The organism is Amycolatopsis kentuckyensis, assembly GCF_041679295.1.
Taxonomy (GTDB): domain Bacteria; phylum Actinomycetota; class Actinomycetes; order Mycobacteriales; family Pseudonocardiaceae; genus Amycolatopsis; species Amycolatopsis kentuckyensis_A.
This window is the reverse complement of the sequence record NZ_JBGDMD010000008.1, coordinates 1-25,563: the sequence shown is the minus strand read 5'-3', so window position 1 is coordinate 25,563 and position 25,563 is coordinate 1. Positions and strand designations below refer to the sequence as shown.

Here is a 25,563-nt window from a genome sequence, read left to right as displayed (position 1 = left end):
GTCAACGGGATGTGCGCAAAGGGTTACGGAAGTGAGTTCTACCTCGTGGATTTCTGGCGAGAATTCGCTGGTCCGGCGGTGTCGCTCACAGTGAGCGACGGCCGCATGCACGCTGGGTCGCCTGTGGCGCGCGAGACACTGGCGTAGTTACCCCCAGGGGGTATAGTTCCCCGCATGAACGAACAGCGTGGAGCTTCGTGGGCGACAGCGATCCAGGCGACCCTGCACTGCCTGACCGGCTGTGCGATCGGCGAAGTGCTCGGCATGGTGCTCGGCACGGCGTTCGGCCTGCACAACGCGGCGACCGTCGTCCTGTCGATCGTGCTCGCGTTCGTCTTCGGCTACGGCCTGACCATGCGGGGCGTGCTGAAGTCGGGGCTGTCCGCGGCGGCCGCGTTCAAGGTCGCGCTGGCCGCCGACACCGTGTCGATCGCCGTCATGGAGCTGATCGACAACACGGTCGTCGTGGCGATCCCGGGGGCGATGGACGCCGGCCTGGCCAGCCTCCTCTTCTGGCTGGCGCTGGCGCTTTCGCTGGCGGTCGCGTTCGTCGTCACCGTGCCGGTGAACAAGTGGATGATCGGGCGCGGCCTCGGCCACGCGAAGGTCCACGCGCACCACCACTAGGGGAGGTGGCGGCCTCCCCCGGTGGGTCAGACGCTCGACAGGTCGACGGCCCGGTCGGCCTTCGGTCGGTCGAGCACCCGCAGGATGCCTTCCAGCAGGTAGTAGTCGGCGTAGGGGAGCGACACCTCGATGCCGTCCTCGGCCGGCCGGTTGCGGGTGCAGCGCGCGACGCTCGCCTCGGCCCGCGCCGACTTCGTCGTCAGGCACGTCTGCGAAATCGCCGAGAGGATCCGCAGCGCGGCGTCGCGGTACTGCGCGCGGTGCGTGATCTCCGCGAGGTCGAGCAGGCCGCACGCCATGATCACCCCGGCGGACGCGTCCTTGACGTCGTTCGGTGCCTGCGGCGCGAGGTAGTCCCACACCGGCACGTGGTCCGACGTCAGGTGCGACAACGCGAAGTCCGCCAGGCGCCGGGCCGTGGTCAGGAACTCCCTGTCCCCGGTGCGGCGGTGGATGGTCGTGAAGCCGTAGATCCCCCACGCCTGCCCGCGCGACCAGCACGACGTGGGGCTGTAGCCCTGCACCGTGTTCGGCCCGATCGGCGCGCCGGTGACCGGGTCGAAGTCGAAGACGTGCGGGGTCGAGCCGTCCGGGCGCAGGAAGTTGCGCTGCGCGGTCTTCGCGTGCGCGACGGCGATCTCGAGGTACTGCGGATCCCCGGTCTGCTTGCTCGCGAAAGCCAGCAGGTCGAGGTTCATCATCGTGTCCATGATGACGCGGCCCGCGTTGTTCGGGTCGGTCAGCGCGCCCCAGGCGCGGATGAACTTCCCGGCCGGGTTGTATCGCTTGATCAGCGAAGACGCCGCCTGTACCGCGCCCGCCCGCCACTTTTCGTCGCCGGTGAGCCGGTACGCGGTCACCCACGACGGGTAGAAGAGGAAACCGAGGTCGTGCGTGCCGGTGTCGTTCTGGCGCGGCGCGAGTTTCTCCGCGGACGCCAGCGCGAGGGTCTTGAATTGTTCGTCACCGCTGTGCAGCCAGGCCAGCCACAACTGGCCGGGCCAGAATCCGCCGACCCAGTCGCCATTCTGCGAATAGGTCCATTTCTCGAACTTCGTGCCGACCGGGAACGCGGTGACACCGGGTGCCACCGCGCGGAGCTTGGCGACCGCGTAGTCGGCCGCTTGGCGGAGCGTCCGGGTGACCGATGCCTGGTCGGAGGCATCGAGGGAGGCCGCCGCGGCGACGGTGGGGGTGCTGGCGCTCGCCGCCACCGCGGCACCGGCCGCGGTGGTCAGCAGGGTTCTCCGGGTAACGCTCACAGGTGACCGCCATTCCGTGTGGGGAAATGCTCCAGGTTCCCGGAAGTTTTCCACAACGGACTGGCGCTTGTACACCCGGCGGATAGTCGTTCAAGGTTGTGAATTCATGTTCCGATAGGCGGGATATTCGCATTGTGGTGGAACACGTTTCCGGGGTCGTACGCGGTCTTGATCCGCTGCAGCCGCGCGTACTTTTCCGCGCCGTACGACGTCCGGACGCGGTCCTGCTCGTACTCCGCCATGAAGTTGACGTACCCGCCGGTGTTGCCCGAGTGCGGCACGAGCGCCGACCAGAACGCCCGCGTCCACGCCCGGTCCGCGGCGTGCAGCTCCGCGGACGGCGCGACCGCCGCGATCCCGAACACGAAGCCGTCTTGACGGGCGCCGCCGAACGCCGTCGCGTCGTCGGCCACCGCGGAGAACGCGCCCCGGACCGGGAACACCGGCACCAGCGACAGCGGCGACGACTTCCCGGGCAGGTGCGCGGCGACGACGTCGAGCACGTCGTCGGAGAGTTCGCTGAGGTACAAGGACTTCTCGTAGGCGAAGAGCCCGCGTGGCGCACCGCCGTCGAGCATCTTCTGCAGCTCGGTGTACGGGATCGGCGTGACCAGCTCGAAGAGCGCGGGCACCCCGTCCCGGATCCGCGCGACGAGCTCGGCGTGCCGCTCCGGGCCGTCGAACCCGGCGACGATCAGCGCCACCCCGGGTGCGCCGTGGTGCGCCAACGGCACCGGCGGGGCGTTCAGGCCGGCGAGCATCGCCCCGGCGCCGTCCGGCAGCGAGGCCAGGACGTCGCGGGCGAACCGCAGCGCCGCCGGGGCGTCGTCGAGGCGCCAGAAGAACATGCCCAGCTCGACCAGCGGCCCGACCGGGTGCAGCCGGAACTCGAACTCGGTGACGACGCCGAAGTTGCCGCCTCCGCCGCGCAACGCCCAGAAGAGGTCCGGGTGCTCGGTTTCGGACGCGCGCAGGACGCGGCCGTCCGCGGTGACGACCTCGGCGGAGAGCAGGTTGTCGATCGAGAGCCCGTGGCGCGAAGTCAGCCAGCCGAACCCGCCGCCGAGCGTGAGCCCGCCGACGCCGGTGTCGCTGACCGTGCCGCCCGGGGTGGCCAGGCCGTGCTCCTGGGTCGCCGCGTCGAGCTCGGCCCAGGTCGCGCCGCCGCCGACGCGGGCCGTACGGGCGCCGCTGTCGACCTCGATGGTGCGCAGCGCGGAGAGGTCGATCAGCAGCGCGCCGTCGGCCACGGCCGCGCCGCCGAAGTTGTGCCCGCCGCCGCGGACGGTGACGGCCAGCCCGGTTTCGCGGGCGTGGGCCAGTGCCGCCGCGACGTCGTCGGGGCCGGCGACCCGGACGATCAGGGCGGGCCGCCGGTCGATCTCGCCGTTCCAGACGCGGCGCGCCTCGTCGTAGCCGCCGTCGCCGTCGTGCAGCACGGTGCCCCGGATGCGCCGGCCGAACGTGTCGCTGATCGTCGTCATCGGCCCAGTGTCACCGTGCGTGGCGGCGAACGGCGGGGCTGCCCGCGCGGCCTTCGGGGCGGTTCCGGCCGCGCGAAAGGGCGAAGGCCCGGCGGGGGACACCGGGCCTTCGCGTCATCGCGGGATGAGGGCAGTCAACCACGCGACGTTCGGGGCTCGCTCGAGCCGCGGGTTCAGCAGTGCGGCGCGACCGGGAGGTCGGAACCCGTCTGCAGATAGGTGTCCGACACGTAGTGGCCCGGGCCGATCCGGTCCCAGATCGTGCTGGTGCCGAACGTGCCGGTGACGCTGTCACCCTCGACGTAGCACTCGATGTTGACCCGGGCGTAGTTCGCGGCGAGGCCCTTGACGGCGGCCGACGTGCTGGCGCTCGCCCGGACGTTCATCGGGTCGCCTGCGGTCTTCACCGTGCCGGTCGGGCCGGAGCCGGTCCACAGGTAGCTGACGTTGACGTTGCCGTTGTCGGACATGCCGAGGCCGTCCCAGAAGACGCCGTCGGCGAGGTCGATGCCGGCCGGGTTGCCGACCTTGTAGCCGAGGTCGTCCTTACCGCCGTTGTAGCCGTTGTGGTAGGCGGCGTACGCCTCCGGCGTGCCCTGCGGGAGGTCCTTGTACTCGTAGCGCACCGAAGCCGGGTTCCAGTAGTCGTCCTTGGTGTTCCACGGGCCGACGTCCCACACCGGCGCGTACTCGCAGCGGCTGTTGTCGGTCTTGCAGACGCGGACGCTGTAGCTGCCGGTGCCCTTCGGCGAGAGCCCGCGGCCGGACGGCAGCGCGACGAAGTGGTCGCGGCTGGTGATGACGTGGCCGTTGGCGGTCGTCTGACCGGTCAGGCCCTCGCGGGTGCCGTAGATCTTGTAGGTCAGCTCGGTCGCCGCGGCGAGCGCGTTCACCTGCGGGACGCTGTCGGCGCTGAGGGCGAGACCCGTGACGGACGGGCGGACACCGTCGGTGTCGCTGTGCAGGCTGATCCGCGCCTGCACGGCGCTGACGGAGGTCTTGAACGCGGTACCGGCGGGCGTCCACTCGGTCCAGGCGTCGACGCCGGTGCGGCCCCGCACCTCGACGTCGACGGTGGTGCCCTTGGGGGTGTCGGCGGACAGCTGCGCGCTGACGCGGTTCGCCGCGGTGCCCAGTGCGTGCTCGGCGGTGATGAGGCTGCCTTCGCTGCCGGCGAAGACCCGCGCGGTTCTGTGCCACGCGGCGTCGGCCAGGGTCAGCGTCCCGCCCGCGCCGGTGACGTTGACGTCATCGCTGTCCACAATGGACAGATTGGCGGTCCAGCTCGTGCTGGTCGCGGCCTGGGCGGGGGCTCCGGCCAGCGCCGTCACCGCCCCGGCGGCCAGGACCGCCGCGGTCACGCGGCCGGCCTTCTTGATCCGGATCATCCCCGGTTCTCCTCTCGCACTCGTTCACTCGAACGTGGCGAAAGGTTGGCGGGGCGGCGTACATGATCCGTACAAGCAGGTTGTGCACCCGGGTGAACGTCAGGCCGACAGCTCCCGCCAAATGGCCAAAGCCCGCTCCGAATAGTCCCGGGACCGCTCGGGCTGCGAAAGCGCCCGGTGCAGCTCACCGAGCAACTGCGAAACCTCGGCCTCCGACCGGCGGTCCCCGTTGCGCCGGTGCACCGACAACGAGTTCACCAGCAACAACTGCGCGTGCGCGAAGTCGCCGCTGTGCAGGCACAGCTCGCCGAGGTTCTGGTTGGCGTACCCCACGCAGTGGTCGTCGCCCAGGTCGGTGAAGATCGCGATCGCCTGGTCGACGTGCTCGCGGGCCGCCGCCAGGTTGCCCTGGTGCTGGAACAGCAACCCCAGCCTCTTGTACGCGTGGGCCTCGCGGTGGCGGTCGCCGATCGCCGCCGACAGCTCCAGCGCGTCGGTGAACCAGCGCTTCGCCGCCGCGTAGCAGCCTCGGGACATCCAGACCGCGCCCGCACCCAGCCGCGCCACCGCTTCGCCGTTCGGGTCGCCTTCCTCCGCGAACAGCTTCAACGCCTCGTGGCAGTGGTCGAGTGCCAGGCCGTCCTCGCCGTCGATGCGCAGGATCGTGGCCAGCCCGGTCAGCGCGATCGCCACGCCCTGAGCGTCGCCGACCCGCTCGAACAGCGCCTTCGACTCCTCGAACGCCACTCGCGATTCGGCGTATTCGTCCTGGTAGAGCAGGTACTGCCCGAGGTTGCGCTGCACGATCGCCTCCGCGCGCACCGACCCCGTCCGGCGGGCCGCCGCCAGCGCGATCGTGTGCGTGCTGTGCCAGTCGTCCTGGTGGCCGCGGAGATCGAAGTACGGCGTCAACGCCGACGCCAGCTGCCACGCGAGGTCGTCGAAACCGTGCGAAGCGGCCAGCGAAACCGCCTGAACGCTCGTGTGCCGCTCGGCCGCGAACCACGCCGCCGGGTCGTCCGGCAGCACGTCCGCCGGCACCTCCGGCCGCGGGAGCTCGTCGTCGCAGTACATGCCGAAGAAGTGCAACGGCATCCGCCTCGCGGCTTCCAACGCCAGCGCGAGGTACCCCTCCAGAACCCGGCGAAGCCCGGCACGCGTCTTCGCCGCGTCACTCTGTTCAGCCAGCTCCACCGCGTACACGCGCAGCAAGTCGTGCAGCCGGTAGCGCGGCTGCCCGGCCGAATCCGATCCGACGAGCTCGACGAGGTGGCCGTCGACCAAGACGTCCAGGACGTCTTCGGCGTCCCGGCGGCCCAGCACCGCCGCGACCGCCCACGCCGGGAACTGGACCGGCCCCAGCAAACCGAGCCCGCGGAACGCCGTCGCCGCCGACATCGGCAGCAGGTCGTACGACAGCGTCACGCTCGCGCGGACCGCGAGGTCGCCGACGCGCAGCTCGTCGAGCCGCCGGTGCTCGTCGCGCAGGCGGTCGGCCAGCAGCCGCAGCGTCCAGCCCGGCCGGTGCGTCAGCTTCGCGCCCGCCACCCGGATGGCCAGCGGCAGGTGCCCGCACTGGCGCAGGATCGCCGCCGCGCTCTCCGGTTCGGCGGCCACCCGCTCGGCGCCGACGATGCCCTGCAGCAGCCGCGCGCCTTCGTCCTCCGGCAGCAGGTCGACGTCGACCGGGGTCGCCCCGGCCAGCCCGGGCAGCCGGATCCGGCTGGTCACCAGCACCGCGCACGCGCCGGCGCCCGGCAGCAGCGGACGCACCTGGGCGGCGCTACCGGCGTCGTCGAGCACGACGCACATCCGCCGCCCGGCCAGCCGCGACCGCAGCAGTGCCGAGCGTTCCGCCGGTTCGCGCGGCAGGCCGGCGTCCGGGATGCCCAGCGCCCGCAGCAGTTCCGCCAGCACGCCCATCGGCGCGCGCGGCGACGACGACGTGCCGGCCAGGTCGACGTGCAGCTGCCCGTCGGGGAAGTCGTCGCGCACCGCGTGCGCGACCCGCACGGCGAGCGCCGACTTCCCGACGCCGGGCGCGCCGGAGAGCACGACGACGGCCGGCGTGCCCGAGTCCGCGCGCTCGCGCAGCAGGCCGACGACCTCGCGGAGGACGTCGTCGCGGCCGGTGAAGTCCGGCAGGTCCAGCGGCAGCTGACAGACCGGGACGAACTCCGCCGCGCGCACGGCGGGCACGGTTTCGGAGACGAGGGTCGCGCGCAGTTCGCGCAGCCGCGCACCGGGTTCGGCGGCGAGCTCTTCGCGCAGGACGCGCTCGGCGGATTCGTACGCCTCGACGGCGTCCGCGGTCCGCCCGGCCGCGCGCAACGCGATGATCAGCTGCGCCCACAGCTCTTCGCGCAGCGGGTGCTCGGTGACCAGCCCGCGCAGCTCGGCGACGGCTTCGCCGCAGCGGCCGAGGTCGATCCGCGCCCGCAGGCGCTGTTCCTGCACCGACAGGCGGAGCTCGGCGAGCCGGGCGACGGTCGCGCCCCAGCTGTGGTCGTGCGGCAGTCCTTCGAGGACTTCGCCGCGCCACAGCGCGTCGGCCCGGTCGAGGAGCTTGAGAGCGCTCTCGGCGTCGGCGCGGTCGAGCGCTTCCTGCGCTTCGCCCGCCAAGGCCGTGAAGGCGAGGTGGTCCAGTTCTTCCGGCGACGCGGTCAGCAGGTAGCCGGAGGCGCGGCTGCTGATCCGTTCGCCCAGGTCGGGGTCGATCTCGGCGAACCGTCTTCGGAGCGAATGGACGTACGTGCGGATGTTCGCCGCGGCCGACCGCGGCGCCGATTCCGGCCACAGCACCTCGACCAGCACGTCGGCGGACACGACGACGTTCGGCTGCAGCGCCAGCGCGGCCAGCAGCAGCCGGGGCTTCGGCCCGCCGAGCGGGATCACCCGCCCGGAAGCGGTGACCTCCAGCGGTCCGAGGACGCGGATCTTAAGCGAGGTGGCCTCAACCTGCCCGATGAGTTCCCCCATAACCGGATGCTATGGCCCGTTCGACCCCACGGGCTAGATCCATTCGGAGTGTCTGCGCAGCCCGTGGGCGCTTTGTACGAGTCGTGTACGAGCCCCGGTCACGCTCCCGCCATGAAGCGTTCGAACCTCCGGCGTACGGCCGGCTTAGGGGTCGTGCTCGCGACGATCGGCGCGCTCGCGGTGGGCGGCGCGCTCGAGGCGTCGGCGGCCGCGACCGGCACCGTCAAGACCGCGGGCGACGCCCTCAACGTCCGCCGGGCGCCCACCGCGAGCGCGACGGCCGTCAAGACCGTCGCGAACGGCGCGTCCGTGACCATCGACTGCCAGATCACCGGTACGTCGGTGACCGGGACCTACGGCACGAGCACGTTGTGGGACTACGTGCCCGCGCTCGGCGGGTACATCTCGGACACCTACGTCTACACCGGCTCCGACCTGCGGATCGCGCCCGACTGCGGGGTCGGCTCGGGCAGCGGCCAGTGCGCCGACGCCTGCGCGGGCGAGGCGACGTACCGCTCGTCCGACTCCCACTTCCTCGTCTACGACAAGAACGCCGACGGCTACTCGGCCGTCGTCGCCTACTGGCTCAAGGGCGGCGCCGGGCCGTTCTACGTCTGGAACTCCGGCGGCGAGGGCTCCTCGGTGGACAAGGCCGTGAGCGTCCCGCACGGCGGCTGGGTCTTCTACAAGGTCTGCGTCGCCAACTACACGACCGCCAAGCCCGCGCTGCTGTCCTGCAGCGACGGCATCACCGACTTCGCGGCCTGACCGCGCGTCTCTCCCCTTCCCGAAAGGCTTTCCGACATGGTTGACCTCACCCGGCGCAAGGTGCTGCTCGGCGGGCTCGCCGCGGTCACCGCCACCGCGGCGTCGGCCGCGCTGCCGTCCTGGGCGAACGCCCGCACCACCGCGGCCGCCCCCACCATCCACGACCCGTTCCAGCTCGGCGTCGCCTCGGGCGATCCGCTCCCCGACAGCGTGGTGCTGTGGACGAGACTCGCGCCGGCGCCGCTCAACCCGGACGGCTTCGGCGGCATGCCGGACGCGACCTACGCGGTCGACTGGGAGATCGCGAACGACCAGGCGTTCACCTCGATCGTGCAGAGCGGGTCGGCGGACGCGGTGCGCGCGTCCGGGCACAGCGTCCACATCGAACCCGCCGGCCTGCAGCCGGCGCGCGAGTACTTCTACCGCTTCAAGAGCGCGGGCTACATCTCGCCGGTCGGCCGGACGCGCACCGCGCCCGCCGCCGGGGCCGCGGTCAACGAGCTCAAGTACTGCTTCAGCTCCTGCCAGCACTGGGAGGAGGGCTACTACCACGCGTACAAGGGCATCGTCGCCGACGACCCGGACCTGGTGCTGTTCCTCGGCGACTACATCTACGAGAAGAAGTCGGGCCGCACCGCGCAGGAGCGCAACCCGCGCAGCCTGGCCTTCACCGAGGACGTGACGACGCTCGCGCAGTACCGCGCCCGGCACGCCCAGCACAAGACCGACGCCGACCTGCAGGCCGCGCACGCGATCGCGCCGTGGATCGTGGTGTTCGACGACCACGAAGTGATGAACAACTGGAACGGCACCACTTCGCCGGCCACCGCCGCGCGCAAGGCCGCCGGGTTCCAGGCCTTCTACGAGAACACCCCGATCCGCTCGACGGCCAAGCCGAACGGCTCGTCGATCCAGCTGTACCGCCAGTTCGTCTGGGGCAACCTGGCCCGCTTCCACATGCTCGACACGCGCCAGTACCGCAGTGCCCAGGTCGCCGACCCCTCCGGCGACGCCGGCCCGGCCTGCACCGACATGCGCAGCACCTCGCGCAGCATCCTCGGCAGCACCGAGGAAGCGTGGCTGCTCAAGCAGTTCGAGTCGCACCCGACCACGTGGGACTTCCTCGGCCAGCAGGTCTTCTTCGCCACGCGGGACGGCGACGGCAACAAGGCCACCTGTGAAAGCCCCGACTCCTGGCAGGGCTACGAGGCCTCCCGGAACCGGATCCAGCAGGGCTGGGTCGACCGCAAGGTCGCCAACCCGGTCGTGCTCACCGGCGACGTCCACCGGCACTGGGCGGCCGACCTGCGGCTGGACTACTTCGACCACAGCGACCCGGTCATCGGCTCCGAGCTGGTCACGACGTCGGTCACGAGCAACAGCGACACCGCGACCGCGCCGAGCTCGACCTGGTACGCGAACAACCCGCACGTCAAGTACTGCAAGGGCGAGCGTGGCTACGTCCGCGTCACGACGACGCCGTCCCAGACGCGGGCGGACTTCATGACGACGTCCGACACCAGCGTCTACGACCCGGCGTCGGTGGTGATCAAGAACGACCGCAGCTACGTAGTGCAAGCGGGCAAGCCCGGGCTCCAGCAGGTCTGAGGCGGGGACGCTACGCTGCGTGACGTGACCGAAGAACTGGGCCTGCGGGAGCGCAAGAAGCTCCGCACGCGGGCGGCGATCTCGACGGCGGCGATCGGGCTCTTCCTCGAGCGCGGGTTCGACGCCGTCGGGGTCGCCGAGGTGGCGCGGGTGGCGGAGGTGTCCAAGCGGACTCTCTTCGCCTACTTCCCGTCGAAGGAGGACCTGGTGCTGCACCGGTTCGCCGACCACGAGACCGACGCGGCGGACGTCGTCCGCGCCCGGCGCGCGGGGCAGGGCGCGCTGTCGGCCCTGCGGGAGGCGTTCCTGCGCGGGCTCGAAGAGCGTTCGCCGGTCACCGGCCTGTGCGACGAGCCCGCCGTGCTCGCGGTGTTCCGGCTGGTCACCGGCACACCCGCGCTGGTGGCGCGGCTGGCGGAGTTCACCTCCGCCGGGGAGGCGGCGCTGGCCGCCGCGCTCGCCGAAGCCGGCGTCCCGCCGCTCGATTCCGCGCTCGCCGCGGCGCAGATCGCCGCGGTCCGGCGAACCCTGGCGACGGCGAACATGGACGCGGTCGCGGCGGGTGTCCCGGCGGCCCGGCGGCACCCGGAGGCCGTCGCGGCGGCCGAACGGGCGTTCCACCTGCTGACGTCCGGCCTAGGGTTCGGCTGAGCCACCCGGATCATGCCGAATTCATGGTCCGGACCATGAAGAATGCACGGTTTCGCCGGGCCTGGCGAAGGTAGACTGCCAAAATCCCGATAGGACGCCGGAGCCGGCCCGGTGTTCCGGCCGCTCACCGTCCACACGAACACCGGGGGGACCCGCGTCCGACTGGGGGTGGCGCGGGTCCCCCGGGCCTCACGCGATCGGTTTTCCGGTGATCTTGACACCCCGCTCTCGGCGCTCGTAGGCTGAGTGCTCCGCCGTCATGAAGAGCTTTTCTCGAATCCATGACAAGGCGGTTCCCCGTGAAAAGAATCCTGCTGATTTCGTGCGCGGTGGCGGGACTGGTGGTGGCCGGTGCCGGCGTCACCACCGCCGCGCCCGGCGGCGTTTACGACGTCAAGGACTACGGCGCCAAGGGAAACGGGTCGACGAACGATTCCGGCGCCATCGACAAGGCGATCACGGCCGCGAACGCGGCGGGCGGCGGCACGGTCCGGTTCACCTCCGGCACCTACAAGTCCGCCAACACCGTGCACCTCAAGAGCAACGTGACGATCCAGCTCGACGCGGGTGCGACGATCTCCGGGTCGAGCGCGGACAGTTACGACAAGCCCGAGTCCAACCCGAACGACGACTACCAGGACTACGGCCACAGCCACTTCCACAACGCGATGTTCTTCGGCGACAAGCTGACGAACATCGGGTTCACCGGCGCCGGCACGATCGACGGTGGCGGCAACCTCATCACCGGCAACCCGAAGTCCGGCGAGGCCGACAAGATCCTGTCGCTCACCCGCTGTGACGGGCTCACGCTGTCCGGGATCAAGCTGCGCCGCGGCGGGCACTTCGCGGCGCTGATCAACGGCTGCACGAACGTCGTCTCCGACCACCTGACGATCGACACGGCGAGCGACCGCGACGGCTGGAACATCATCAGCACGACGAACGTCACGATCACCAACGCGACCATCGCGGCGAACGACGACGCACTCGTGTTCAAGAGCGACTACGCGCTCGGCGCGAAACTGCCGAACGGGAACGTCACGGTGAACAACGCGAAACTGTCGGCGGTGTGCTGCAACGCGCTGATGTTCGGGTCCGAGACGTGCGGTGACTTCACCGGTTACCAGTTCTCGGACATCACGATCACCGGCGCGCACAAATCGGGGCTCGGCATCGTTTCGATGGACGGCGCGAAGATTTCCGACGTGCACTACCGCAACATCACGATGTCCGGGACGTACTCGCCGATCATGATGAAGATCGGCACGCGCAAGCGGTGCGGGAACAAGCCGGGGGTCGGCTCGATCAGCGGCATCACCTTCGACAACGTCACCGGCACGCACACGGGCACGAACTTCAGCCCGACGATCTGGGGCGCGGACAGCAGCCACCGCGTCTCCGACGTGACGTTCACCGGCGTCCACCTGAACGTCCCGGGCGGCAACGGCACCATGGGCACCGGCGTGCCGAGCAACACCTCGACCGACTACAACCCGAAGAGCATCGGCACGCGGCCCTCGTACGGCTGGTACGTGCACTACGCGTCGGGCGTCAAGTTCGTGGACAGCTCGGTCGAGTTCGCCAAGGACGACGGCCGCCCGGCGAGCATCGTGAACAACAGCTCCGACGTGACGTTCGACCACTTCACGGCGGAGAAGGGGAGCAAGAGCCCGTTCGACGTCGGCTTCCAGACGGTGACGGGGTACTGCGTCAAGGACTCGGCGACGACGTCGGGTTCGGCCCTGCGGGTGAACACCTCGGGCTCCAGCTCCAGCTGCTGACACGAAGGGGCCCCGGCTCGTGAGCCGGGGCCCCTCCTGCGGCGCGCCTGCGTGGTCAGTGCGAGTACTGCTCGTTCATGATCAGGAACGCGCCCAGGCCGTGGAAGTCGTTCGTCTTGCGGGCCCGGGCGTAGTAGTAGGACAGGTCGCCGACGTTCGTGCCCTCGCCGATGTCGGTGATGTTCGTCAGCCCGTCCGAGCCCACCGACACCTTGCGCAGCACGCCGGCGTACCCCTTGTCCGCCACCGCCTGGTACGACGACGGCAGGTAGCCGCGCTGGACACCGCGGGCCATGGTGAACGTGTACATCGACGACGCCGACGTCTCCAGCCAGTTCTTCGAGTCCCCGCCGCGGTCGACGACCTGGTACCAGCGGCCGGTCGACGGGTCCTGGTAGCGCTGGTAGCCCGCCGCCAGGAACTGGACGATCTCGATCAGCGCTGGCCGCCGCGGGTGGTTCGCCGGGAGCACCTCGAGGATGTCGATCGCCGCCATCCCGAACCAGCCGATCGCGCGGGCCCAGTGGTACTTCGAGTGGTGGCCGGCGCCGGACGCCCACGACTCGGACCCGTCCTCGTCGTAGGCGTGGTAGAGCAGGCCCTTCGCCGGTTCGCGCAGGTGGCTGAAGTAGACGACGAGGTTCTTCGCCGACTCCTCGAAGCAGTAACCGCCGTCGTTGAACGCCGCGCCGTAGAGCGCGAGGAACGGCTGGGCCATGTAGACGCCGTCGCCCCACAGCTGGCCGACCTTGCTCGTGGCGTGGAACATGCCGCCGTCGGACGTGCGGGGGTAGGCGGGGAACCGCTTGCGCAGCTGGTCGGCCGCCGTCTTGTACTTCTTGCGGCCGGTCTCGGCGAACAGCAGCGGCAGCAGCTGGCACGAGCGCATCGAGTCGAGGTTGGTGAAGCTGTTCGAGATCCCGCTGTCGGTGATGAAGCGGTCGTACCACGCGACGATGTAGTCGAGGTACTTCTTCTCGCCGGTGCGCTTGTAGAACAGGTACTGGCCGTAGAGGTACAACCCGAGGGTGTAGCCCCAGCCGCCGATCTTGTCCGGCGTGTAGCGCTTCATCGTCGAGTCGATCACGGCGCGGGACCAGTCCGTCGGCGCGCTCGCGCCGCCGATCGGGGGCAGCCGGTCCGCCGCGCGCGCGACGGGACCCGCCGCGGCCAGGGCGCCCAGCGCGCCCAGGGTGCCGGCCAGGACCGCGCGCCGGGTCGGGCGAAGGGGGTGCTCGGACATTCGTTGTCCTTTCGTGCACGGGCCCCGGTGAGCGGGCAGTTCCACGAGGGGGCACCTCCTCGAAGGTGCCCCCTCGTGAAGAAGGTGGCCGGGATGCCGATCCGCCGTCCGTCGGCATCCCGACCGGCTCTGGGGGTGGGGGCGCGGCGTGCTGCCCTGGTCGCCGGAGCGGTGGGGGAGAGCGAAAGCGCTCTCTGGGGGAAACATCTACTCGCCCCGGGGAGGTCGAGTCAAGAGAGATCGGATCTCTCGTGTCATATATCAGATATTTAACCCGAACGGCCGTAGTCGCGATGTACCGGCCGCTGGGACGTCGCGAAAAGGTCGGATCTCAGTATTGACCGCACCTTCGAACCAGGAGTACACCACCGGGTGGACCAGACCACTGGGAGGTCGTTCATGTCAGCCAAGTTCCTGCGCCGGGTGTTCGCCGCGTGCGCTTCGCTGCTGGTGGTGGCCGGGCTCGTCGCGGCCCCGGCGGCGGCCGACCTGCAGAAGCCGTCCCAGCAGTGGCTGCGCGACAGCCAGGCGGGCCTGTTCCTGCACTGGGGCATGCGCACGTCACCCGGCTACACCAGTTGCAGCGCCTGGGAAAAGGCGATCACCGACGGCGGGTGGAGTCCCGCCTACTGGGTCACCGAAGCGAAGAAGCTGCACGCGTCGTACCTCGTGCTGGCGTCGTTCCACAGCCGGCTCGGCTACTCGCGGGCCTGGCCGTCGAAGATCCCGGGCAGCTGCACCACCAAGCGGGACTTCCTCGGCGAGCTGATCGCGGCGGCGAAACCCCAGGGGCTCAAGGTCATCCTGTACATGACCAACGACGCCCAGTGGCACGACGAGGGCGGCCACGAGTGGCTCGACTCGGCCGGCTATTCGAAGTACAAGGGCAAGACCGTCAACCTCGACAGCCAGGACGGCTTCGGCCAGTTCAGCTACGACAACTTCTTCGAGGTCATGAAGAACTACCCGGACCTCGGCGGGTTCTGGATCGACAACGACAACGCCTACTGGGAGTCGCACGACCTCTACAAGCAGATCTACCAGCAGCGGCCGGACTACCTGCTGAGCAACAACAACGAAGACACGCCGATCATGGACACGATCAGCAACGAGCAGAAGACCGGCATGTCGCCGGCGTACGACTACCCGCAGGCGACCTACACGGCGATGCCGCGGCTGACCGAGGCGTGCTTCAAGCTGCCCGACACCGGCTCGTGGTGGTACGGCGGGTCCAACTCGGCGGTGAGCAGGGCGCTCAACATCGGACGTCTGGTGACGAACTCGGGGTCGTCGATCAAGTCCCTGATGGCCGAGACGGCGATGGTGAACGGGAAGTTCCCGTCGAACCAGGAAGCGTTCAACAACTTCGCCGCGGGATTCCTCGACGGGATCTGGGAGTCGCTCGGCGGCACCCAAGGCGCCGGGTACATGTACGGCGGCATGCAGCCGGGCTTCTGGAACGACGGCGCCCACGGCGTCATCACGATCAAGGGCGCGACGCAGTACGTGCACGTCCTGACCAAGCCGTCGGGCAGCACGCTGAAGATCCGCGACAACGGCTACCGCGTCTCGAAGGTGACGAACCTCCGCACCGGCGCGGCGATCTCCTTCGGTCAGGGCGGCGGCAGCCTGACCCTGACGGGACTGTCCGGATGGGACACCTACGACACGGTCTTCAAGGTCGAGACGGCCGGTCGAACGGGCACGTACGACCCGAAGACCGTGACGCTCAAGGCGAGCGCGTCCGCGAGCGGCCACGGTGGACAGTCGGCGAGCGACGGCGACTACCTGACGTACTTCGACAACAACAAGACCCTGCCGGTGAACCTCGACTACGACCTCGGGTCGGCGAAGAAGGTCCAGTACCTCGGCGTCAACCAGCGCGAGGACTCGGTCAGCTACGCGCGGTCGGACAGCGAGCAGTCGGCGCGGATCAAGGCGTACAAGGTCTACGTCTCGGACGACGGCAAGAACTGGGGGAGCGCGGTGAAGTCCGGAACGCTCCCGAGCCACCGCGGCGTCCAGTTCGTCGACCTGACCGCGGTGACGGCTCGGTACGTCCGCCTGCAGGTGACGAGCACGTACGCGGCTTCGAGCGACAGCACGCGGTACAAGCGCCTGCGGATCGACGAGACCTGGCTGGGTTCGGACTACGCGACCGCGGCGGGCTGAGCCAGCAGGTCCAGGGTCAGCGCGGCGGTCCAGCCGAACGACCGGGCCCCGTGCCCGGCGCCGGTCAGCGGGTCCACGTACTCGGCGAAGTCCGTCCGCAGCGCCGTCTCGACGAGGTCGGTTCCCAGTCGTGAGGCCAGGGCGTGCTCGCCGTGGTGCAGCAGCCCTTGCCGGACCAGCCAGCCGACGTTCGCCCACGACGGGCCGCGCCAGTAGCGGCCCGGGTCGAACGTCGGCGCGGTCAGGTCGTGGCTCGGGACGCCGTGCACGCGCCCGAGCCGGAACCGCGGCCCGGTGGCCGTCGCCAGCAGTGCCGGGGCGACGGCCAGGTCGGGCAGCAGCAAGGGCAGCAGGCCCGCGCACGTGTACTCCGGCAGCCGCGAGCCCGTGCGGACGTCGCGGGCGAAGAAGAAGTCGTCGTCCCACAGCGTTTCCTGCATGGCCTTCGCGACGCGCGCGGCGGACTCGCGGTGCGTGGCGGCGGCCGCGGGCAGGCCCAGCTCGCCGGCGATCTCGGCCAGCGCCAGCTCGGCGTCGGCCAGCAGCGCGTTGAAACCCGGGTCTTCGACGACGAACTCGCCGAACCCTTCGTAGCCGTGGTCCCGGTAGTCCGTCGCGAGCCGGACGTAGCGGCCGTAGTCCTCGTCGCTCGGGCGGTCGGCGGCGGCGCCGTGCTCCAGGTCCCGGCGGACGAACCCGGTCGACGGCGTGACGCGCGAGAGCGGGCCGTCCCAGGCCGGGCTGTTGTCCATGCCGGACTCCCACGGGTGCACGATCGCCGCCAGCCCGCGTCCGCCGGCGTCCCGGTGGGTGCGCAGGTACTCGTGCCAGGCCCGCAGCTTCGGGTACAGCGTCGCGAGGAACGTGTGATCGGGGTCGGCCTGGTGCACCGCGAGCACGGCCCGCGCGTGCACCGGCGGCTGGATCAGCCCCGACGTCCGGCCGGCGCGCCAGAACGCCGGGCCGGGGAAGTACGCCTCGGCGGGGGTGTCCGGGTTGAAGAGGATGTGCGGGACGCGGCCGTCGCGCCACTGCGCGGAGAACAGCGTCAGCAGCTCGCGACGGGCCCGCGCGGGTGCGGAGTGGCGCAGGCCGATGGCGATGAACGCCGAGTCCCAGCTCCACTGGTGCGGGTAGAGCGAGCGCGAGGGCACGGTCGACGAGCCGAGCCAGTTGCCGTCCAGGACCGCCGCGGCTCGTGTTACATCCATATGTCCAATCTATCTCCGACTTGTGTATTGTCAATGGACAAAAGTCCGGAAGGAACGTGATGTCGGCGAGCGCGGGTGAGCTGCTGCAGCTGGTCCGCAGCGAGCGGGCAACGACCCGGAAAGCGCTCCTGACCAGCACGGGACTGTCGCGCACGACGCTCACGGCCCGGCTCGACCGGCTGCTCGAGGCGGGCCTGCTGGCCGAGGGTGGCCACGAGGACTCGACCGGCGGCCGCCCGGCAAGGCAGCTGCGCTTCGACGACGGGCACGCGGTGGTCCTCGCGGCGAGCATCGACACGATGCACGCCGAGGCGGCGGTGACCGACCTGGCGGGGCGGCGGCTGGCCCACCGCGCGGGTGAGCTGCGCGTTGCCGACGGGCCGGAGGTCGTGCTCGACCGGATCGCGGGGTGGTTCGAGTCGATGCTGGCCGAGGTCGGGCGGCCGGTGTGCGGCATCGGCATTTCCGTACCCGGCCCGGTCGAACCCGGCCGAGCCTGCGTCAACCAGCCGCCGATCATGCCCGGCTGGGACGGCTACCCCATCGACACCCACCTGGGCCCGCGGTTCAAAGCCCCCGTGCTGGTCGACAACGACGCCAATCTCATGGCCCTCGGCGAGCACCGCGCCCGCTACCCGGACTCCGGTGCCCTCGTGGTCGTCAAGGTGTCCACCGGCATCGGCGCGGGACTGGTGATCGGCGGCGAGGTCTACCGCGGCATCGACGGCGGCGCCGGCGACATCGGGCACGTCCGCCTGCCGGACCACCCGGACGCGCGCTGCCTGTGCGGCTCGACCGGCTGTCTCGCGGCGGTCGCCGGCGGTGGCGCGCTCGCCGCGCGGCTGACCGGGCTCGGCCTGCCGACGACGTCGGGCTCGGGCGTCCGCGAGCGGATCCTGGCCGGCGAACCGGCGGCGGTGCGCCTGGCCGAGGAGGCCGGCCGGCAGGTGGGCGAGGTGCTGGCGACCCTCGTCTGCGTGGTCAACCCGGGTGTGCTCGTGGTGGCGGGCGACCTCGCCGAGCCGCATTTCGTCGCCGGCGTCCGGGAAGTGCTCTACCGGCGGGCGCTGCCGCGGTCGACGCGGAACCTGCGCGTGGAAATCGGCGGGCGCGGCGAGGCGCTCGGCGGCGCGGTGGCGATGGTCGTCGAGTCGGTGTTTTCCCCGGCCGCGGTGGATCGACGGCTGCAAGCGCGCGCCTGACGGCCGAAGTGCCGCCATCCCCGGACTGTCCGGTGTGGACGGAGCACCCTACTTTGGTAGGTGGCAGAAGGTGAACCCCCGTGTTCCGCGATACGGACACGAACCGGACTTACCTCGCATACAATCGCATTCCTCGCGTTTTCCGACCGACAAATCGGATTTCCGTACCACGCGCCGCGGCGGGTGAATTCGCGACCAGATAACGGTTCCGCAAGCACTTCCCCACGAGCGGAACACCGATCTAGTCTCGTCCGGTGTTCCAGGCCCATTTTCTGGGGGCCGCTTTCGAAGAGGGAGATTTCTGTGCGAAGAAGCTCCACCCTGCTCCTTTCGCTCGCGGTGGTGGGCGGCCTGACCGGCGCCCTGCCGGCCACGGCGTCCGCGCAGGGGCGTCAGGACATTCCGCAGTCGCACCCGTTGTGGGCGAACGCGCAGGCGAAGGTCGCCGACACGGCGCCCGCGTCGAAGCTGAGCTTCCGGGTCTACCTGAACCAGCGCGACAACGCCGGTGCCGAGGCGCTGGCCCAGGCCGTGTCCGATCCGGACAGCAAGACCTACCGCCAGTACCTCAGCCCGGACCAGGTGCGTGACCGGTTCGCCGCCAGCGATGCGACGGTCAACGCCGTCAAGGCGTGGCTGACCGGCAACGGCTTCAGCATCGGTGACGTGCCGTCGAACCGCGCTTACGTCGAGGCCACCGGCACCGCCGACCAGACGCAGAAGGCGTTCGACGTCAAGCTGGCCAAGTACAAGGTCAAGGGCCAGACCCTCCGCGCCACCGACAAGAACCTGTCGGTGCCGGCGAACCTGGCGAACGACGTCCTCGGCGTCGTCGGGGTCGACCAGGCGACCAACCTGTTCAAGCCCGACCACGCGACCGGTTCCGCGACGCCGGCCGACGTCCCGCCCGGCCCCGGCTTCCGCAACGCGCGGCCGTGCAGCGCCTACTACGGCGAGAAGATCGACACCACCGATCCCGCCTACAACGGCCAGCACCTGCCCTACGCGCCCTGCGGCTACACCCCGGCCCAGCTGCGTTCGGCCTACGGCGTCGACAAGGTCGGCGCGGACGGCAAGGGCACCACGATCGCTATCGTGGACGCGTTCGCCTCGCCGACCATCTACGCCGACGCGAGCACGTACGCCAAGAAGAACGACCCGGCGCACCCGCTGAAGGCGAGCCAGTTCAAGCAGCACGTCTTCCCGGCGAACCCGGTCCTCGAGCCGCCGGACCAGTGCGACGCGGCGGGCTGGTACGGCGAGGAGACCCTCGACGTCGAGGCCGCCCACGGTCTCGCGCCGGGCGCCGACATCCTGTACGTCGGCGGGGAGTCCTGTGAGGACAACGCCCTCGACGTGGCGCTGAACTACGTGATCGCCGGCCACAAGGCCGACATCGTGTCGAACTCCTACGGCGACACCGGCGAGGACATCCCGGCCGACGAGGTCAAGGTGTTCAACCAGATCTCGCTGCAGGCGGTGCTCGAGGGCATCGGCGTCTACTTCTCCTCGGGTGACAACGGTGACGAGGTCGCGCGCCTCGGCACGCCGTCGCCGGACTTCTCCGCCTCGGCGCCGTGGATCACCGCGGTCGGCGGCACGTCCATCGCGATCGGCAAGGACGGCAAGCGGATCTTCGAGACCGGCTGGGAGACCAGCAAGTCGACGCTGACCAACGGCGTCTACGGCCCGGCCAACTACACCAGCGGTTCCGGCGGCGGCACCAGCCGCCTGTTCGAGCAGCCCTTCTACCAGAAGGGCGTCGTGCCGGACGCGCTGTCCACGAAGAACCAGGTCGGCCACAAGAAGGGCCGGGTCGTCCCGGACATCTCGGCGGTCGGCGACCCGAACACCGGCTTCCTGGTCGGCCAGACGCAGACCTTCCCGGACGGCGCCTACTACGACCAGTACCGGATCGGCGGCACGAGCCTCGCGTCGCCGGTGTTCGCCGGCATCATGGCCGTGGCCGACAGCTTCGACCACTTCCACCACGGCTTCATCAACCCCGTGATCTACAAGCTGACCTCCCGCACCGCGGCGATCAGCGACGTGAAGCACGTGGACGCCGCGGTGGAGCGCGTGGACTACGCGAACTCGGTCGACGCTTCGGACGGTCTGCTCACCTCGGTGCGCACGCTCGACTACCAGGGCCTGACCATCCACACCACCCCCGGCTACGACGACGTGACGGGTCTCGGCACGCCCAACGGGCTGCTGTTCCTGCTGCTCGTCTAGCAAGTACTCCGTGAAGGGCACCCTCAAGCCACGAGGGTGCCCTTCACGGCGTTTCGGCGACCAGGGGGATGACCGCGCTCACCGCGGTGCCGCCGTCGCCGCTGACCACGGCGAGTTCGCCGCCGAGCGCCTGGACGCGGTCCCGCAGGCCCGCCAGGCCCGTGCCGCCCTCGATGTCCGCACCGCCGACACCGATGTCGGTGACGGCCACCCGCAGCTCGTCGCCCTCGACCGCGATCCGCACGTTCACGTGGTCGGTCTGCGCGTGCTTCATCGCGTTCGTCAACGCCTCCGACGCCACGAAGTACGCCGTCGCCTCGACCGCCGAGTCCAGCCGGGGCACCGTGCCGACCGTCAGGGCCACGTCCATCGGGATCCGGTCGGCCAGCGACCGGACTGCCGCGACCAGCCCCGCCTCCGTGAGGATCGCCGGGCGGATGCCGCGCGCGAGCTCGCGCAGCTCGGTGATCGCCGTCTGCAGCTCGTCGACCGTGCCGGACAGCAGCGCCCGGACCTCGGTGGGCAGCGACGCGCCGTACCGGCGGCCGGCCATCCGCAGCAGCAGCACGACGCTGACGAGCCGTTGTTGCGCGCCGTCGTGCAGGTCGCGCTCCAGGCGGCGGCGCTCCTCGTCCCCGGCCGCGACGAGCCGCGCGCGCGACGCCCGCACCTCGGCCAGCCGCTGCTCCAGCTCCGCGGTGAGCCGCTGGTTGTCGAGCACGAGCCCGGCGGCCGCATTGAGCGCGTCGATCGAGCGGCTGTCCTTCCACACCTCATCGTCCTGCACCAGCGCCGCCAGGCCGGTGCCGTCGCGCTCCAGCAGCAGCCGGATCATCTCGGCGTTGCCGACGCGGGCGCGCAGCACTCCGGCCAGGAACGCCAGCGGCCACAGGCAGAACAGCACCCGGTAGACCTGCAGCAGCGGATCCGACAGCGGGTGGCCGTCGCCGAGCGCAGTGCCGGCGCCGGACGCGAGCGCGCCGAACAGCGCGATCGCGATCACCGGCGACAGCAGCCGCCGCTGCGGCAGCTGCCCGGTCAGCCACCGGTAGAGGAGCACGACGATCACGCCGGCGCTGATCACCGTGGCCGCGAGCTCCAGCACGCGGTCGGCGAACACGCCGCTCGCCGGGTCGGCCGACACCGCCAGCAGGTCGCGCGGGTCGTCGCTGACCAGGAGCCCGAGCACGCCCAGCGCGAACACCACGAGGTAGGCCGACGCGACGAGCAGCCGTTCCCACCGCGACCGGAGCCTGCCGTGCGGGAAGGCGAGCACGAGGTGTGCGATCACCGGGCTGGACGCGGCGCGCAGCGGCACGGCGATCGTGTACAGCACCGGGCTGCGTGTGAACTGCAGGTCTTCGAGGAAGACCGCGACTCCGGCGAGCGCGATGAGCACGCCGATCGGGTTGGCCGGGCGCCGCACGTGCGCGACGGCGCCGGCGAGCAGGAACAGGAACCCGGTCGCGGTGCTGAGCGCGGTGTCGAGCGCGGAGTGGCTGCCTTCGCCCGCCTTCAAGGTCAACGCCGTGACGCCGAGCGCGAAACCGGCGGCCAGCAGGCCGGTCATCGCCAGTGTCCGCGGATGCTGCACCACGCAGGCCTCCCGGTGTCCGCTCGCCGGGCAATCCTGGCGGGTGTGTGGCGCGGTCCGGCAGCGGCTAACCGTGATTCGCCCGTTCGGGCCGTCGCGTTACACCACGCGGGCGCGCTTTAGGGTGAACCGGGACAGGAGGCAGCACATGAGCGGACTGGGTGCCGAGGTCTTCGGCGGGCGGATGCCTGCCGGCGGCCGTGACCTGGCGATCGAAACCCACGGCATCAAACCGGTGCCGGAGGGCAACCGGTTCGGGCGGCCGTGGCGCCTGTTCAGCGTCTGGTTCGCGCCGAACCTGACCATGACCGCGGTGTTCACCGGCACGCTCGCCGCGTCGCTCGGCCTCGGGTTCTGGACCGGCCTGGCCGCGATGCTCGCCGGCACCGTGCTCGGGTCGCTGCCGGTGGCGTACCTGTCGACGTGGGGGCCGCGTACCGGCACCGGCCAGCTGCCGCTCGCCCGGCTGCCCTTCGGCGGCGGGGTCGTGCTGCCGGGGCTCGTCCAGTGGCTCGGTTCGATCGCCTGGGACGCCCTGGTCGGCCTGTTCGGCGGCGAGGCCCTTTCCGAGCTGACCGGGCTGCCGTTCTGGGCCGCCGTGCTGATCGTGCTGGTGCTGCAGTGCGCGCTCGGCGTGTTCGGCTACGCGCTGATCCACCGCGTGCAGGCGGTGATGAGCGTGCTGCTGGTGCTCGCGTTCGCCGCGCTGGCCGTGAAGGTCCTTTCCGGACACCCGATCGCCACGGCGAACACGGCCGCGGGCGCCGACCTCGCCGGCGGCGTCGTCCTGTTCACGACGATCACCCTGTCGCTGGCGATCTCCTGGGCGCCGTACGCGTCGGACTTCAGCCGGTACCTGCCCGTCTCGACGTCGTCTCGCAGCGTCTTCTGGGCGACGCTGCTCGGTCTCGTCGTGTCGTACGCGATCGGCGAAGGCCTCGGGCTCGCGCTCGGTTCGTCGCTGGGCGACCAGACGGCGGCCGGCGTCGCGCACCTGCTCGGGGGCGGGTTCCTGGGCGCGCTGGCGCTGGCGGTGATCGCGCTGGCGGCGGTGTCGTCGAACGCGATGAACGACTACAGCGGCTCGCTCGCGCTGCAGACGGTCGGCGTCCGGCTGCGGCGCCCGGTGTCGGCGGTGGTCGTCACGGTGCTGGCGTTCGCGCTGATCCTCTGGATGCACAGCGGCGACCTGTCGGCGAAGTTCGAGAACGTCCTGCTGTTCGTGAGCTACTGGATCCCGCCGTTCCTCGGCGTGGTCGTCCCGGACTGGCTGGCGCGCACCCGCGGCGGGCAGCGCGTGGACGTCCTGGCGTCGAAGACCGTGCGGCCGTGGGCGGCGCTGGTGGCGTTCGTGGCAGGTTTCGGTGCGGCGGTGCCGTTCATGAACACGTCCCTCTACACGGGACCGGTCGCGGCGGCGCTGCACGGCGCGGACCTCGCCTACTACGTCGGGCTGGTCGTTTCACTGGCAGCGTATTTCCTGCTCCGGCGCCGCGTTGACCTCAAGTAATGTAGAGGGTTGACGATGGTGTGGTACCCCTCGAAGGAGGAACCATGCCAACCGCACTCGTCACCGGAGCATCCGCGGGCCTGGGCCGCGCCCTCGCCGCCGCCCTGGTGAGTCGCAAGTGGACGGTCATCGGCGACGGCCGTGACGCCACTGCTTTGTCGGCCGCTGCCCGGGAAATCGGCTTCACGGCCGTTCCCGGCGACGTCGCCGACCCGGCGCACCGCGCGTCACTCGCCGGCGCCTGCCCGTCACTGGACCTGCTCGTCAACAACGCGAGTTCGCTGGGCGTCAGCCCGCTGCCGCCGCTGTCGAGCTATCCCTTGCCGGAACTGGAAACCGTCTACCGCGTCAACGTTTTCGCACCGCTGGCGTTGGCGCAGCTGCTGCTGCCCGCGTTGACGGCGGCGCGGGGCACGATCATCGACATCAGCTCGGACGCGGCGGTCGAAGCGTACGAGGGCTGGGGAGGTTACGGCTCGACGAAGGCGGCGCTCGACCAGGTGACGGCGGTGCTGGGGGTGGAGAACCCGGAGCTGGCGGTGTACGCGGTCGACCCGGGCGACCTGCGCACGGAGATGCACCAGCGAGCGTTCCCGGGCGAGGACATCTCGGACCGGCCGCTGCCGTCGACGGCGGTCCCGGCGTTCCTGAGGCTGCTGGACGAGCGCCCACCGAGCGGCCGCTACCGCGCGGCGGACCTGCTGGTGCCGGCATGAACATCCGGTTCGACCTGCCGACGGAGCTGTCGGCATCGGCGCCACCGGAGTCCCGCGGCACCGCGCGCGACGGGGTCCGCCTGCTGGTGGCTTCGCCTGCCGGAGTCCACCATTCGGTGTTCTCGTCGTTGGGTTCGTTCCTGTCCCCGGGCGACTTGCTGGTGGTGAACACATCGGGAACGCTCCCGGCGGCGGTGGACGCCGTCCGGGACGGACGTCCGATAGCGGTCCACTTCTCGACGTCACTCGACGACGGCTCATGGATCGTCGAGCTGCGCGCTCCTGACGGCCCGTTGCTGGACGGCCGTGCGGGAGAGCGGGTGTCACTGCCCGGCGGCGCGTCGCTGACATTGCTGTCTTCGGACGCCCGCCGGTTGTGGCGGGCGAAGGTGTCGGTGGAGGTGCGGGGGCTCCTCGCGGCGAAGGGCCGGCCGATCCGCTACGGGTACGTGCCGGGCGAGTGGCCGCTGTCGGATTACCAGACGGTGTTCGCCCGCGAGCCGGGAAGCGCGGAGATGCCCTCGGCGGCGCGGCCGTTCACGTCGTCGCTGGTGACGCGGCTGGTCACGGACGGGGTGTTGTTCGCGCCGCTGGTGCTGCACACGGGGGTGTCATCACCGGAAGCGGGCGAGCCACCCCAGGCGGAGAGGTACCGGGTGCCACCGGCAACGACGGCGCTGGTGTCGTGGGTCCGCTCGCAAGGGGGCCGGGTGATCGCGGTGGGAACAACGGCGGCGCGGGCGTTGGAGTCGGCCTCCGAGGGCCCGGCGTCCGGGTGGACGAACTTGGTGCTGGGGCCGGACCGCCCGGCGAGGGTGGTGGACGGCATCGTCACGGGGCTGCACGCCCCGGACGCGTCGCATTTGTTGCTGCTGGAGGCGGTGGCAGGTCGGGAGCTGGTCCAGCGCGCTTACGACGCGGCGGTGGAGCGCCGGTACCTGTGGCATGAGTTCGGCGACGTGTCTTTGTTGTTGCGCCGCTGACTCGCCGCCCCCCACACAAGACCCCGCCCTCCCTGGGGGCCTGCCCGCTTCCAGCGTATCGGGGTGGTCCGACGAAAACCCGGCTGAAGCTACGGCCCGGGCGTGCTTATCCACATCACGTCCGGGCTGTGGGCAGCTGTCCTGTCAAG

General features: G+C 70.7%; 18 protein-coding genes. 11 read left to right on the top strand and 7 right to left on the bottom strand.

Annotated features, from left to right (window positions below):
• Positions 1–174: 174 nt before the first annotated feature.
• Positions 175–627, top strand: coding sequence for a DUF4396 domain-containing protein (locus tag ACERZO_RS32350; protein WP_372669068.1), 453 nt, complete (start codon positions 175–177; stop codon positions 625–627).
• Positions 628–653: 26 nt separating this feature from the next.
• Here ACERZO_RS32350 and ACERZO_RS32345 read toward each other — a convergent pair whose 3' ends face one another.
• From ACERZO_RS32345 to ACERZO_RS32330, 4 genes are all read right to left on the bottom strand, one after another.
• Complete coding sequence (locus ACERZO_RS32345; protein WP_372669066.1) at positions 654–1,889, bottom strand: glucuronyl hydrolase; 1,236 nt, start codon at positions 1,887–1,889, stop codon at positions 654–656.
• A 104-nt stretch (positions 1,890–1,993) separates the two neighbouring features.
• Positions 1,994–3,373 (bottom strand): FAD-binding oxidoreductase, encoded by a 1,380-nt coding sequence (locus ACERZO_RS32340; RefSeq protein WP_372669063.1) that lies wholly within the window; start codon positions 3,371–3,373, stop codon positions 1,994–1,996.
• A 173-nt stretch (positions 3,374–3,546) separates the two neighbouring features.
• Positions 3,547–4,761 (bottom strand): hypothetical protein, encoded by a 1,215-nt coding sequence (locus ACERZO_RS32335; RefSeq protein WP_372669060.1) that lies wholly within the window; start codon positions 4,759–4,761, stop codon positions 3,547–3,549.
• 99 nt (positions 4,762–4,860) lie between these two features.
• Positions 4,861–7,740: an AfsR/SARP family transcriptional regulator gene (locus tag ACERZO_RS32330; protein ID WP_372669058.1), complete on the bottom strand. Its 2,880-nt coding sequence runs from the start codon at positions 7,738–7,740 to the stop codon at positions 4,861–4,863.
• Between the two features lie 111 nt (positions 7,741–7,851).
• Here ACERZO_RS32330 and ACERZO_RS32325 point away from each other — a divergent pair, with 111 nt between their 5' ends.
• The 4 genes from ACERZO_RS32325 (at position 7,852) to ACERZO_RS32310 (ending at position 12,548) form a co-directional block, all read left to right on the top strand.
• Positions 7,852–8,508: an SH3 domain-containing protein gene (locus tag ACERZO_RS32325; RefSeq protein WP_372669055.1), complete on the top strand. Its 657-nt coding sequence runs from the start codon at positions 7,852–7,854 to the stop codon at positions 8,506–8,508.
• A 36-nt stretch (positions 8,509–8,544) separates the two neighbouring features.
• The gene (locus ACERZO_RS32320) at positions 8,545–10,116 is read left to right on the top strand and encodes an alkaline phosphatase D family protein (RefSeq protein WP_372669052.1); all 1,572 of its coding nucleotides are present in this window, start codon (positions 8,545–8,547) and stop codon (positions 10,114–10,116) included.
• Positions 10,117–10,140: 24 nt separating this feature from the next.
• Positions 10,141–10,767 (top strand): TetR family transcriptional regulator, encoded by a 627-nt coding sequence (locus ACERZO_RS32315; RefSeq protein ID WP_372669049.1) that lies wholly within the window; start codon positions 10,141–10,143, stop codon positions 10,765–10,767.
• Positions 10,768–11,066: 299 nt separating this feature from the next.
• Positions 11,067–12,548: a glycoside hydrolase family 28 protein gene (locus ACERZO_RS32310; protein WP_372669046.1), complete on the top strand. Its 1,482-nt coding sequence runs from the start codon at positions 11,067–11,069 to the stop codon at positions 12,546–12,548.
• Positions 12,549–12,603: 55 nt separating this feature from the next.
• Here ACERZO_RS32310 and ACERZO_RS32305 read toward each other — a convergent pair whose 3' ends face one another.
• Positions 12,604–13,791, bottom strand: coding sequence for a glycoside hydrolase family 88/105 protein (locus tag ACERZO_RS32305; RefSeq protein ID WP_372669043.1), 1,188 nt, complete (start codon positions 13,789–13,791; stop codon positions 12,604–12,606).
• A gap of 399 nt (positions 13,792–14,190) precedes the next feature.
• On the opposite strand from ACERZO_RS32305, the gene ACERZO_RS32300 reads away from it, so the two are divergent.
• Entirely contained in the window at positions 14,191–15,963 is a 1,773-nt protein-coding gene (locus ACERZO_RS32300) for a discoidin domain-containing protein (RefSeq protein WP_372669040.1), read from the top strand.
• Here the strand turns inward: ACERZO_RS32300 and ACERZO_RS32295 are convergent.
• Positions 15,942–17,174, bottom strand: coding sequence for an MGH1-like glycoside hydrolase domain-containing protein (locus ACERZO_RS32295; protein ID WP_372669037.1), 1,233 nt, complete (start codon positions 17,172–17,174; stop codon positions 15,942–15,944). The genes ACERZO_RS32300 and ACERZO_RS32295 overlap by 22 nt on opposite strands.
• A 59-nt stretch (positions 17,175–17,233) precedes the next feature.
• Here ACERZO_RS32295 and ACERZO_RS32290 point away from each other — a divergent pair, with 59 nt between their 5' ends.
• A complete protein-coding gene (locus ACERZO_RS32290) occupies positions 17,234–18,376 on the top strand; it encodes an ROK family transcriptional regulator (RefSeq protein ID WP_372669035.1) in 1,143 nt (380 codons plus the stop codon).
• 303 nt (positions 18,377–18,679) lie between these two features.
• Positions 18,680–20,611: a S53 family peptidase gene (locus ACERZO_RS32285; RefSeq protein WP_372669032.1), complete on the top strand. Its 1,932-nt coding sequence runs from the start codon at positions 18,680–18,682 to the stop codon at positions 20,609–20,611.
• A 43-nt stretch (positions 20,612–20,654) separates the two neighbouring features.
• On the opposite strand, the gene ACERZO_RS32280 is transcribed toward ACERZO_RS32285, so the two are convergent.
• Complete coding sequence (locus ACERZO_RS32280) at positions 20,655–22,181, bottom strand: sensor histidine kinase (protein ID WP_372669748.1); 1,527 nt, start codon at positions 22,179–22,181, stop codon at positions 20,655–20,657.
• 172 nt (positions 22,182–22,353) lie between these two features.
• Here ACERZO_RS32280 and ACERZO_RS32275 point away from each other — a divergent pair, with 172 nt between their 5' ends.
• From ACERZO_RS32275 to ACERZO_RS32265, 3 genes are read left to right on the top strand one after another with little or no spacing between them, the layout of a single operon-like run.
• Entirely contained in the window at positions 22,354–23,715 is a 1,362-nt protein-coding gene (locus ACERZO_RS32275) for a purine-cytosine permease family protein (RefSeq protein ID WP_372669030.1), read from the top strand.
• Positions 23,716–23,759: 44 nt separating this feature from the next.
• Complete coding sequence (locus ACERZO_RS32270) at positions 23,760–24,431, top strand: SDR family NAD(P)-dependent oxidoreductase (protein WP_372669028.1); 672 nt, start codon at positions 23,760–23,762, stop codon at positions 24,429–24,431.
• Positions 24,428–25,414, top strand: coding sequence for an S-adenosylmethionine:tRNA ribosyltransferase-isomerase (locus tag ACERZO_RS32265; RefSeq protein WP_372669026.1), 987 nt, complete (start codon positions 24,428–24,430; stop codon positions 25,412–25,414). The genes ACERZO_RS32270 and ACERZO_RS32265 overlap by 4 nt, the downstream gene beginning before the upstream one ends.
• The last annotated feature ends 149 nt before the right edge of the window (positions 25,415–25,563 follow it).

Coding starts and splice junctions, on each gene's coding strand:
- ACERZO_RS32340 (WP_372669063.1), bottom strand. CDS start 3,373: ATGACGACGATCAGCGACACGTTCGGCCGGCGCATCCGGGGCACCGTG.
- ACERZO_RS32300 (WP_372669040.1), top strand. CDS start 14,191: ATGTCAGCCAAGTTCCTGCGCCGGGTGTTCGCCGCGTGCGCTTCGCTG.
- ACERZO_RS32350 (WP_372669068.1), top strand. CDS start 175: ATGAACGAACAGCGTGGAGCTTCGTGGGCGACAGCGATCCAGGCGACC.
- ACERZO_RS32325 (WP_372669055.1), top strand. CDS start 7,852: ATGAAGCGTTCGAACCTCCGGCGTACGGCCGGCTTAGGGGTCGTGCTC.
- ACERZO_RS32295 (WP_372669037.1), bottom strand. CDS start 17,174: ATGGATGTAACACGAGCCGCGGCGGTCCTGGACGGCAACTGGCTCGGC.
- ACERZO_RS32305 (WP_372669043.1), bottom strand. CDS start 13,791: ATGTCCGAGCACCCCCTTCGCCCGACCCGGCGCGCGGTCCTGGCCGGC.
- ACERZO_RS32335 (WP_372669060.1), bottom strand. CDS start 4,761: ATGATCCGGATCAAGAAGGCCGGCCGCGTGACCGCGGCGGTCCTGGCC.
- ACERZO_RS32320 (WP_372669052.1), top strand. CDS start 8,545: ATGGTTGACCTCACCCGGCGCAAGGTGCTGCTCGGCGGGCTCGCCGCG.
- ACERZO_RS32290 (WP_372669035.1), top strand. CDS start 17,234: ATGTCGGCGAGCGCGGGTGAGCTGCTGCAGCTGGTCCGCAGCGAGCGG.
- ACERZO_RS32280 (WP_372669748.1), bottom strand. CDS start 22,181: ATGACCGGCCTGCTGGCCGCCGGTTTCGCGCTCGGCGTCACGGCGTTG.
- ACERZO_RS32275 (WP_372669030.1), top strand. CDS start 22,354: ATGAGCGGACTGGGTGCCGAGGTCTTCGGCGGGCGGATGCCTGCCGGC.
- ACERZO_RS32330 (WP_372669058.1), bottom strand. CDS start 7,740: ATGGGGGAACTCATCGGGCAGGTTGAGGCCACCTCGCTTAAGATCCGC.
- ACERZO_RS32265 (WP_372669026.1), top strand. CDS start 24,428: ATGAACATCCGGTTCGACCTGCCGACGGAGCTGTCGGCATCGGCGCCA.
- ACERZO_RS32270 (WP_372669028.1), top strand. CDS start 23,760: ATGCCAACCGCACTCGTCACCGGAGCATCCGCGGGCCTGGGCCGCGCC.